We start from the raw sequence: 9648 nt of genomic DNA, 5'->3' as shown, positions 1-9648 counted from the left end.
CAGGAGCCCGCGGCACTCCGGCCAGGCCAAATTCACCGCTAGCCGAAAGGTCGGCGGCAGGATAAACTCGTTCTGCAGCGCAGATGGCAGTCATGAGAGCCGTTGATGTCGATCCATGGACAGACGATCTGCTGGAATTCCGACTCGTCCCAATGGGGCATGTCGGCAATGGCGCCGGGCGGAGGCGCGGTGTCTTCGGTATCGAGGCAGGTCCAGACGAGGCCATAGCGCTCCACACTGGGATAGGCCTTGAGGCTCAGCCGGGCCGGAATATCTCTCGACGGATGTGCCGGCACATGAACGCATTTGCCGCCTTTCCCGAATGTCAGCCCGTGATAGGCGCAGACGACGCCGCCCTCCCCCGCGGTGCCCATGCTCAGCGGCACGCCGCGATGAGGGCAGACATCAGGCGCGACGACGACCTCGCCATCGACACGATAGAGCACGAGAGGCTGGTCCAGCAGTTTGGCCCCGAGCGGCTTCTCGTCCACTTCACGGGACAGCGCGACCGGATGCCAGTGGCGGGCGAGGATGGCCCAGTCCTCCGGCTCGAAAGTGCAACCGCGCGGTGGCACCGCCCCGGTTGTCGGTCGTTCTAAAGTGGCGGTGCTGGCGGCGGTGGTCATGGGCAGGTATCCGGTTGCGAAAAGGCGGCTCCACCCATCCCGCGATCAGCCCTCTCTATCAAACGCAATGATTCACACGTTGCGTTGCAAAAATAAGGTACCCCGTGATGCGAGCCGCTCTTGACGGCTAACCTGCAAGCCAGCCAAACGAGCGCCCCCGATCCCTTCCTGGAGCCCGTGCATGTCCGCCACCCCTGCGAGCCGCGAAGCGGTGGGACCGCGCTACGACCTTGATGCCATTCGCCGTGCCCAGGCCCGGTCCTGGCTTGCGCTGGAGAGGATTGCCGCCATCGTCCGGCCCGGAATGCGTGAAAGCGAGGTCCACGAGGCAGGCCGTGCCGTGCTGGCGGAACTGGGCATGGAAATGTCCTGGCACCCCCTGCTGATCCGCTTCGGCGCCAATACACTCAAGATCTTCAGCGACCGTTCGCAGGGCGACGCCGTGCTGGCGGGAGACGATATTTTCTTCATCGACATGGGCCCCGTGTTCGACAGCCACGAAGGCGATGTGGGCGCGACTTTCACGGTGGGCGACGATCCGGAGATGAAAGCCTGCGCCGCCGCCTCGAAACAGTTGTTCGAGCGCGTCCGCACCATCTGGCACGCGGGCGCGGTGACCGGCAGCGCACTTTACGACCGCGCCGCGCAGGAAGCGCTGGCGATGGGATGGGAACTCAATCTCGACATTCGCGGACACCGCGTGAGCGACTATCCGCATTCGGTGCACAAGGGCGGGAACCTCGGAGATTTCGAAGCAGTGCCCGGCAAGGGACTGTGGATCCTGGAAATTCAGATCCGCCATCCAACCCGGCCGTTCGGCGCTTTCTACGAAGACCTGCTGGTCTGACACGCCTTCGAAACGGCAAAGGCCCCGGAAGCAGGACGCTTCCAGGGCCTTCTTTCATAAAGCGGTGCGATCAGGCGGTCGTTTCGGGAACGCCCGCCCGCTCGAAGGCGATGCCGGGATAGTCCTGCGACGCGGCCTCTTCGCAGGCTTCGCGATAGGCCTTGAAACCACCGGTATACATGGTGAGCCCGCGCGATTTTCCGGCGATATTGGTGCCGGTGTACCAGGTCTTCGCCTTGGACACGAGCGTGCCTTCGGCAAGTCCCGCCACGAGGTCCATCCAGCCCTGCTCCGCCTCTCCCGTGGGTTCCATCGCGGTCAGGCCATGGGAGCGCATGTGGCTGATGGCGTCGGCGATCCAGTTCACGTTTTGCTCGTTGATCGTGAAGATGTTGGCAAGCGCCGAAGGTCCGTTGGGGCCGCAGATCATGAAGAGGTTCGGGAAGTCCTTCATCATCAGGCCAAGGTGCGAATGCGCACCACCCGACCAGCGTTGATTGACCGTTTCTCCGCCGCGTCCCACCACGTCGAACGCCATGAGCGCGCCGGTCAGCCCGTCGTAGCCGGTGGCGAGTATCAGCATGTCCAGCTCGATCTCGCGGTCGCCCACCTTGATGCCGTTATCGGTGAGCGTGTGGATCGGCTCCCTGAAACAGTCCACCAGCCTGACGTGCGGCAAATTGAAGGCTTCGTAGTAGTGGGTGTCGAGGCAGGCCCGGCGTGCGAAGATCGGATAGCCGCGCGGCTTGAGCGTTTCGGCGGTTTCGGGATCATTCACGACCTCGCCGATCTTGCCGCGGACGAATTCGGCCACTTCCTCGTTCGCTTCCTCGTTCTGGAGCAGGTCCGAAAACGTGCCGAGGAAGGTGTGTCCGCCGTTCTTCCAGGCATCCTCCATCAAGGAAATGCGCTGCTCGGGCGGCACGCTGAAATAGGGCCGCGTGGACGAGGGACGCACCCCGCCAAGCGGACTGTTGCGCGCCGACGCGCGCATGGCGGGCAGGTGGCGCTTGATCTGGGCCTGATACTCCGGGGTATAGGCGTGATTGCGCATCGGCATCGTGAAGCTCGGCGTGCGCTGGAACACCGTGAGTTCCTTCGCCTCCTGCGCCACCACCGGCACGATCTGGATACCGGTGGAGCCGACGCCGACCACGCCCACCCGCTTGCCCTCGTAGCTCACCGGCTCCTTCGGCCAGCGTCCCGAGTAATACAGTTCGCCCTTGAAGCTGCCGTTCGCCACGAATTCGGGCACCTTGGGCACCGAAAGCGGTCCCGTGGCCATGACCGCGTAACTCGCCTCGAAGACCTTGCCGGTATCGGTATCGAACTGCCAGACCTGACGGGCCTCGTCATAGGCCGCCCGCTCTACCCGCGTCCCGAACAGGTAATCCTTGCGCAGTTCGTGACGGTCGGCCACGAAATTGATGTATTCGAGGATTTCGGGCTGCGCGGCGAACTGTTCCGACCACGACCACTCCGCGTCCACTTCGGGCGAGAAAGTGTAGCAGTAATCCACCGTCATCAGGTCGCACCGGGCGCCCGGATAGCGGTTCCAGTACCAGACCCCGCCGACATTGTCGCCCGCCTCGATACCGAGCACCGAAAGGCCCATTTCGCGCAGCTTGTAGACCATGTAGAGGCCGCCGATGCCGGCGCCGACGACAACCGCGTCATAGGCGGCATCCACCCGACCAGCGCTGTTTGCTTCAACCATTTTGCCCATCATCTCCCGGAGCATTGACCCGCCGATTATGCGGGAGGGATGGTCGGTAATCCGACCGTTTGGAGCGATGCGGAGCCAAGATCACATCCGTGAACGCGGCCCCGCGAGATGCACGTCTCCCGCGCGTCAGGCGCGCTTGCGAAGCGCGAAAGGTGATGCTCGGCAGAGCCGTAGGCGCAATCGAGCATCATCAGCCGCTTGAGGTGGTGGCTGATGACGAGTTCGTCCGAGAACCCGACGCCGCCGTGAAGCTGGACCGCCTGCCGCCCGACGTAGAGCGCGCACTGCCCCACGCGCACCTTGGCGGCGCTGACCGCGCGGCGGCGCTCGGCCACCGGCCGGTCGAGGCTGAGCGTTGCCCGGTAGGACATCGAACGCGCCTCTTCGAGGGCGATGGCCATGTCGACCGCCCGGTGCTGAAGCGCCTGGAACGTGCCGATGGCGACGCCGAACTGCTTGCGGGTGCGCAGGTATTCCAGCGTGGCCAGATGCGCCGCCTCCATCGAGCCGACCGCTTCCGCCAGGTTTGCACAGATCGCCCTGTCCACCGCCGCCTCGATGACCGGCAAGGCCGATCCGGCGCGGCCAATGGGGATCGCACCGGTCACGTTCTCCAAGCGCAGGCGCGCGTGGCGATGCTGGTCGATGGCCCGAAACCGCTCCACGGCAAGGCCGGGCGCGGCGGCGGGAACAAGAAACAGGCCGATGCCTTCCGCATCCCGCACATCTCCCCCCGTTCGCGCGGAAACGACGAACCAGTCGGCGCCTGCCCCATCCTCAACGTGAAGCTTCTCGCCGCTGAGCGTCCAGCCTTGTGGACCTTGCGTGGCGGAAAGACCGACATGGGACAGATCGTACCCACCGCCCGCTTCGAGCAGCCCGGCCGCGGCGCGGGCACTGCCCTGCGCGATCGCCGCCAGTATATCGGCAGCCGCCGGATCGCCGCCGATCAGGGCGGGAACCAGCACACTGCTGGCGACATAGGGGGCTGGCACGAGATGGCGGCCAAGGCCCTCCATCAGCGCCATCACATCAACCGCCGATCCGCCAAGGCCGCCATCGGCCTCCGCGATGGGCAGCATCAGCCAGCCCAGCTCGGCCATCCGCGCCCATGTTCTGGCCGAGATTTCCTCGAAAGCGTCGATATGGCGAAGCCGCTCGGCCGCCGGCCAGAGGTCGCCGCCGAGACGGTCGGCGCTGTCCTGCAGCATGCGCTGCTCGTCGGAATATTCGAAGTTCATGGCAGCCTCACAGACCCAGCGCGCGGCGGGCGATGATGTTGTGCTGGATCTCGCTCGATCCGCCGTAGATCGAGGTGACGCGGGAATAGAGCGCGCCCTGCATCGCATAAGGCATGTCGGGGACCGCATCCCCGTCCAGCGCCCGGAAATGCGCGGCTTCTGGCCCAAGCGCTTCCATCCACAGCGCCATGCCGCGCTGGTAGAGATCGGACCAGCGCAGCTTCACCATCGAGCCGCGCGGGCCGGAATCCTGCCCCGCCGCCAGATCGGCGAGCAGCCGAAGCACCATGGTCTCGAGCGCCATCGCCTCGATCTCGATCTGGGCGAGCTGCGCGGCGAAGGCCGGGGTCTCGACCAGCGGAGTGCCGCCCACGCGCCGGGCCGAGGCAGCCTCCCGCACGCCGTCCAGCACTTGCGGCAAATGGAGCGCGGTGGCCGAGCAGACCATCCGCTCCCGATCGAGCAGGACCTTGCCGTATTCCCAGCCCCGGCCTTCCTCACCCACGAGATTGCCGACCGGCACCCGCACTTCGTCAAGGAAGACCTCGTTGGTGGTATACTTCTCGTCCATGGTCTCGATCTTGCGGATCGAGATGCCGGGGGTCTTCATATCCACCAGCAACAGCGAAATGCCCTGCTGGCGCCTGGCCTCCTGCGATGTGCGCGCCAGCACGAACATGTGGCTGGCGACCTGTGCGAAGCTGGTCCACATCTTCTGCCCGTTGAGGATGTAGTGATCCCCGTCGCGCACCGCCGTCGTGCGCAGGGAGGCGAGGTCGGAACCGGCGCCGGGCTCGGAATAGCCCTGGCACCACCAGTCGTCGGCGTGGATGATACCCGGCAGGTAGCGGTCCTTCAGCGCCTGCGAGCCATATGTGAAGATGATCGGGCCGATCAGTTCGAGGCCCTGATGGAACTGGATCGGCGCACCGGCACGGGCGGATTCGCTTTCGAAGATGTAGATCTGCGCAGGGCTCCACCCAGTGCCGCCGTATTCCACGGGCCAGGTCGGCGCGCCCCATCCCCTTGCGGCGAGCGCCTTCTGGTAAGCGATCAGTTCTGCGGGTTCGAGGCGCAGCCCCGATCTTACGCGGGTGAGCCAGGTATCCGGCACATGTTCGGCGAAGAAGGCGCGTACCTCATCGCGAAAGGCCAGTTCGTCTGTTGTGAAATCGAGGTCCATGCCCGTTTGACTGCACGGGGACGGGTGCCCGCTTCCAGTGTCAGCCGGGCTCTGCGGGCACTAATTCCAAGTGTGATTGTCTCGAACGAAGCGCGCCTCGCCGATCCCTCGTGCACCGAGCCCGGAAATCGCCAGCATCCGCCCCGCATCCGGGTGATCGGATTTCAGTTTGTGCCCGGAATCGGAAATCGTCGTGACATAGAGCGTGGCCATATCCGGGCCGCCGAAGGCCGGGCACGAGGGATAGGGCACCGGCAGGTCGACAAGGCGCAGCAGTTCTCCCTCAGCAGACAGGCAGGCGATCTGCGCGGAGATCACCAGCGCAACCCAGATGCGCCCCTCGCTGTCCACCGTGGCGCCGTCCGGCGCGGTGCCGGCGGCTGCAAAATCGAACAGCGACTTCATCGGCCCGAGCGCCCCGGTTTCCGGATCGTAGGGATAGCGGCGCAGCACGCCCTCCAGCGAATCCGAGACATAGAGCCAGCGCCCGCACGGCGAAAAGCACAGCGAGTTGGTCAGCCGGAAGCCATCCAGCAGCTTCTCGGCATCGCCGCCCCGGCCAAGCCGCCATAGCGTGCCCAGCGCGCCTTCCTGCCCGCCATGCTGCATGGTGCCCGACAGGAAGCGCCCCTGCCGGTCCATCTTGCCGTCATTGAAGCGGATCGCCCCCTCGCCGATCGTGGGGCGGACGAGATCGCGCACCCGGCCGTCGAGGTCGATCAGTGAGAAGCCGTCGGAAAAGGCGGCTACGAGGCCATCTTCGGCCAACCCGATGGAGCCGACCTGCCGGTCGAAAGTCCAGTCGCGCACGAGCGTTCCCGATGTATCGACGGCCATGACCCGGCCCTTGCGGATATCGATCCACCAGAGCCATTGGCGTTGCCCGTCCCACACCGGGCTCTCCCCGAGATCGCTGGCAATCGGGGTGAAGAAGGCAATGTCCATCGGCTCTACTCCTGCGAAGCGCGCATCACGGCCGGAATGCCTTCGGAACAGGCATGGAGACCAAGGTGCGCGACAAGCTGGAAAACCTGAGCGATTTCGTCAACGCCCGCCCCCAGTTCCAGCGCCCGGCGCGTCTCGGTCCGCACCGCCTCCCGGCTGAGGTGCGTGGGAGAGGCGGCCAGCGCCAGACGGATCAGGGCCCGCTCCCTGGCAGTCAGGCGCGAGGTGCCGTCCGCCGTACCAAGCAGCTCGACCAGCACCCGCGCCCATTCCGGGGAGACGGCCGCCATCGCAGCCAGCCAACCAGGCCGGTCGCCGTGCAGCGCTTCGTAGCGGTCCAGCACCCCGCTGTCCGCCTGCTCTACCGGTAGCGCGCGGCCCATTGCCGCCAGTTCCTCTTCCAGAACAGACATGCCCAGCACCACGCTGTCGAGCCCCTGCATCGTCGCCAGTTGCAGGACCTCGACGAGCTCACCCGGCGTGCAGCCCACCTGCAAGGCCAGGCGGACATGAATCTCCAGCCCCGCCAGAAAAAGATGCGTGGTGGAGCCATCGACAGCGACGTAGATCAGTTCGCGCATCCGCGCCGAAAGCGGCCCGACACGCGCCGGGGTCGAGGAATAGGCGAGGTAGGCCTCAAGCCATTCGGGGCTGTGTTCCAGAAGGCCGTCGTTGAATTCGACCCAGTATCCGCGCGCCTCGATATAGGCGCGCCTGAAGGCCTGTTTTTCTGTTTCGGACCGCAAGGCTCTCTCCCTTTTGCGCAGCCCTGAGAACGTCTGGGGGCAGGCACGGCGATGTCGAACCCGCCGTGCCTGCCCCCACAACTATCACGTCCGTGATCGCCCGCTACTCGGCCGCTTCGGCATAGTGCTGCTCTTCGCGAAAGGCCTTGAACTCGGCGATGCACTCCCGCATCGCCTCGATGATGTCGTACTGAGACTTGGCAATACGTTCGGCGAGCCCGCCCACGCCGATCGCCAGCGGAATGCCGTGGATCTTCTCGCCCAGCGAGATCGAGATCTGCGACACTTCCTTCAGCGGCTTGTGCGCGAGGTAGGCATGGCCGATCTGCCGCGTCCAGCGGATTTCCCGCATCAGTTCGGCGTGATCGAAGCGGCGCCCCTCGGCTAGCTGATAGTAATTGGTGTAACGGCAGATCTTGTCGATCTCGCGGTCCTTCATCTCGCTCATCAGGGCCAGGCCGCTGGAGGAATCGACCAGCAACCGCATCGTTCCCACCGGCGGCACCATCTTGAACTCGTGATCGGGCGCCTTAAGCAGGATGTACTGCACGAACAGATCGTTCTGGGTGGAAAGCCCCACGGTCTCGTCGGTGCGGCGCTGGAGTTCGTCCACCAGCCAGCGATAGCTTTCGTCCGAGTAGACGAACCCCGGCAGCCAGTTGCCCAGCGCGCCGACACGCATGGTGGGCAGATAGGTGCGGGTCACGCGGTTGTAGTTGAGGTAACCCATGACGACCATGGATTTCAGGAGGTTGGTGGCGCTGGACTGCGGATAGCCCAGGATCGTGTAGACCTCGTGCAGACGCATGGGCCTGCGTTCCTCGGCAAAGAGTTCGAGGACCTCAAGGGTCCGTGACGCCGATTTGACCGTTCGCCGGATCATTCTCGCCTCTCCATTTTTATCCGGAGCTTTCGCGCTCCTTTTTTCTCGTGCCGATTGGTAACGCCGTTCCGCCGGGCAAGGGAATGGCCCGCAATCGATATCACATATGTGATTCCACGGGATCGCGGCGAATGCAACTTCGCGGGTCAGGCGCGTTTCGGGCCGCGACTATCCAGCCTGTGATATTCCACCTGCAGCCTGCTCCCTGCGTTGCCGCTCCCTCTCGCCGGCCACATCAAGGCCCTCAATCGCCGGGAGAAACCGCGCGGAACGTAGAGGAGCCTGCCGCACCATGATGGGGCTGATGCAATGCCTGCCGCTGACCATCGGCAGCGTGATCGACCACGCAGAACGCAACCACAACGGCACCGAAGTGGTATCGAGAGGCACAGAAGGCACGCTCGAACGCTCGACCTGGGGCCGCGTTGCCCAGCGGTCGCGCCGCGTCGCCGCCGCCCTGGAATCGCTCGGCGCGAAACCCGGCGATCGCATCGCCAGCCTCGCCTGGAACCGGCTTCCCCATCTCGAACTCTATTACGGCGTTCCCGGCGGCGGCTATGTCCTCCACACGCTCAACCCCCGCCTGTTCGAGGAGCAGATCCGTTTCGTGCTGGCCGATGGCGGCGCGCGCATCCTGTTCGTCGATCCCGACCTTCTCCCCCTGGCGGAGGGCGTTCTTGCCATTCACGATGCGCCGATGACCGTGGTGGTCCTGTGCGACCGGAAGGACCTGCCGAAATCGCCGCTGGCCGATCTCGTCGCCTACGAGGACCTCCTTGCCGCTGCCGAACCGCTGGCGGCCTGGCCGGACATCGACGAGCGTTCCGCCGCAGGGCTCTGCTACACTTCGGGCACAACCGGCAATCCCAAGGGCGTGCTCTACAGCCACCGTTCCACCGTGCTTCACGCCATGTCGCTCTGCTCGGCGGATTCGATGGCGCTGTCGGCGCGGGACCATGCGCTGCTGCTGCCGCCGATGTTCCACGTCAATTCATGGGGCGTGCCCTATGCCTCCGCCATGTGCGGGGCCAAGCTGGTGCTGCCCGGCAGCGCGCTGGACGGGGCTTCGCTTCACGCGCTGATCCGGGATGAGGAAATCACGTTTTCTCTCGGTGTTCCAACGGTATGGTTCACTATCCTCGACAGGATCGAGGCCACGACCACGGCCGAGGAACGCGCCGCGCTCAAGCTGGACCGCGTGTTCATGGGCGGCGCCGCCACCCCGCGCGCGCTTGTCCAGCGGTTCCGGGACCTTCTGGGCGTGGAGACGATGCAGGCCTGGGGCATGACCGAAACGAGCCCGGTCGTCGCGGTGTGCCGCACGGCGGCCCGCCACCGCGACCTTTCGCCAGAGGCGCATCTGGACTTGCGCGCCAAGGCCGGGCGTTGCCTGTTCGGCAGCGAGATCGGCATCGGCGCGGAGGATGGCAGCGTCACGGCCGGCGGCTGGA

Annotated in this window: 9 protein-coding genes; 2 read left to right on the top strand and 7 right to left on the bottom strand. The window is 65.3% G+C overall.

The annotated features are described in order from the left end of the window. Positions 1 to 38: 38 nt before the first annotated feature. Positions 39 to 626 carry a Rieske 2Fe-2S domain-containing protein gene (locus ADT71_RS01220; protein WP_054434381.1) on the bottom strand — a complete coding sequence of 196 codons (588 nt, stop codon included), beginning with the start codon at positions 624 to 626 and terminating at the stop codon, positions 39 to 41. Between the two features lie 181 nt (positions 627 to 807). Here ADT71_RS01220 and ADT71_RS01215 point away from each other — a divergent pair, with 181 nt between their 5' ends. Further along, positions 808 to 1473, top strand: a complete 666-nt coding sequence (locus ADT71_RS01215; RefSeq protein ID WP_054434379.1) for a M24 family metallopeptidase — start codon at positions 808 to 810, stop codon at positions 1471 to 1473. A gap of 70 nt (positions 1474 to 1543) precedes the next feature. Here ADT71_RS01215 and ADT71_RS01210 read toward each other — a convergent pair whose 3' ends face one another. The 6 genes from ADT71_RS01210 to ADT71_RS01185 all read right to left on the bottom strand — a co-directional run bounded on the left by ADT71_RS01210 (position 1544) and on the right by ADT71_RS01185 (position 8197). Beyond that, the gene (locus ADT71_RS01210; RefSeq protein WP_054434383.1) at positions 1544 to 3190 is read right to left on the bottom strand and encodes an NAD(P)/FAD-dependent oxidoreductase; all 1647 of its coding nucleotides are present in this window, start codon (positions 3188 to 3190) and stop codon (positions 1544 to 1546) included. Between the two features lie 35 nt (positions 3191 to 3225). Further along, entirely contained in the window at positions 3226 to 4440 is a 1215-nt protein-coding gene (locus tag ADT71_RS01205; protein ID WP_082370071.1) for an acyl-CoA dehydrogenase family protein, read from the bottom strand. 7 nt (positions 4441 to 4447) lie between these two features. Next, positions 4448 to 5623, bottom strand: coding sequence for an acyl-CoA dehydrogenase family protein (locus tag ADT71_RS01200; protein WP_054434377.1), 1176 nt, complete (start codon positions 5621 to 5623; stop codon positions 4448 to 4450). 60 nt (positions 5624 to 5683) lie between these two features. Beyond that, positions 5684 to 6568: an SMP-30/gluconolactonase/LRE family protein gene (locus ADT71_RS01195; RefSeq protein WP_054434375.1), complete on the bottom strand. Its 885-nt coding sequence runs from the start codon at positions 6566 to 6568 to the stop codon at positions 5684 to 5686. A 5-nt stretch (positions 6569 to 6573) separates the two neighbouring features. Further along, positions 6574 to 7314 (bottom strand): carboxymuconolactone decarboxylase family protein, encoded by a 741-nt coding sequence (locus tag ADT71_RS31830; protein ID WP_054434373.1) that lies wholly within the window; start codon positions 7312 to 7314, stop codon positions 6574 to 6576. 103 nt (positions 7315 to 7417) lie between these two features. Further along, positions 7418 to 8197 (bottom strand): IclR family transcriptional regulator, encoded by a 780-nt coding sequence (locus ADT71_RS01185; RefSeq protein WP_054434371.1) that lies wholly within the window; start codon positions 8195 to 8197, stop codon positions 7418 to 7420. 292 nt (positions 8198 to 8489) lie between these two features. Here ADT71_RS01185 and ADT71_RS01180 point away from each other — a divergent pair. Further along, positions 8490 to 9648: AMP-binding protein (locus tag ADT71_RS01180; protein ID WP_156336387.1), on the top strand; the 1159-nt coding region annotated here is incomplete at its 3' end.

This window comes from Novosphingobium sp. ST904 (assembly GCF_001298105.1).
Classification (GTDB): domain Bacteria; phylum Pseudomonadota; class Alphaproteobacteria; order Sphingomonadales; family Sphingomonadaceae; genus Novosphingobium.
Note: the sequence above shows the minus strand (reverse complement) of the source record. Positions and strands in the feature narration are given on the sequence as shown.

Excerpts from the sequence above, each read along its gene's own strand:
- ADT71_RS01185 (WP_054434371.1), bottom strand. The coding sequence starts at position 8,197 with ATGATCCGGCGAACGGTCAAATCGGCGTCACGGACCCTTGAGGTCCTC.
- ADT71_RS01215 (WP_054434379.1), top strand. The coding sequence starts at position 808 with ATGTCCGCCACCCCTGCGAGCCGCGAAGCGGTGGGACCGCGCTACGAC.
- ADT71_RS01210 (WP_054434383.1), bottom strand. The coding sequence starts at position 3,190 with ATGGTTGAAGCAAACAGCGCTGGTCGGGTGGATGCCGCCTATGACGCG.
- ADT71_RS01205 (WP_082370071.1), bottom strand. The coding sequence starts at position 4,440 with ATGAACTTCGAATATTCCGACGAGCAGCGCATGCTGCAGGACAGCGCC.
- ADT71_RS01195 (WP_054434375.1), bottom strand. The coding sequence starts at position 6,568 with ATGGACATTGCCTTCTTCACCCCGATTGCCAGCGATCTCGGGGAGAGC.
- ADT71_RS01220 (WP_054434381.1), bottom strand. The coding sequence starts at position 626 with ATGACCACCGCCGCCAGCACCGCCACTTTAGAACGACCGACAACCGGG.
- ADT71_RS01200 (WP_054434377.1), bottom strand. The coding sequence starts at position 5,623 with ATGGACCTCGATTTCACAACAGACGAACTGGCCTTTCGCGATGAGGTA.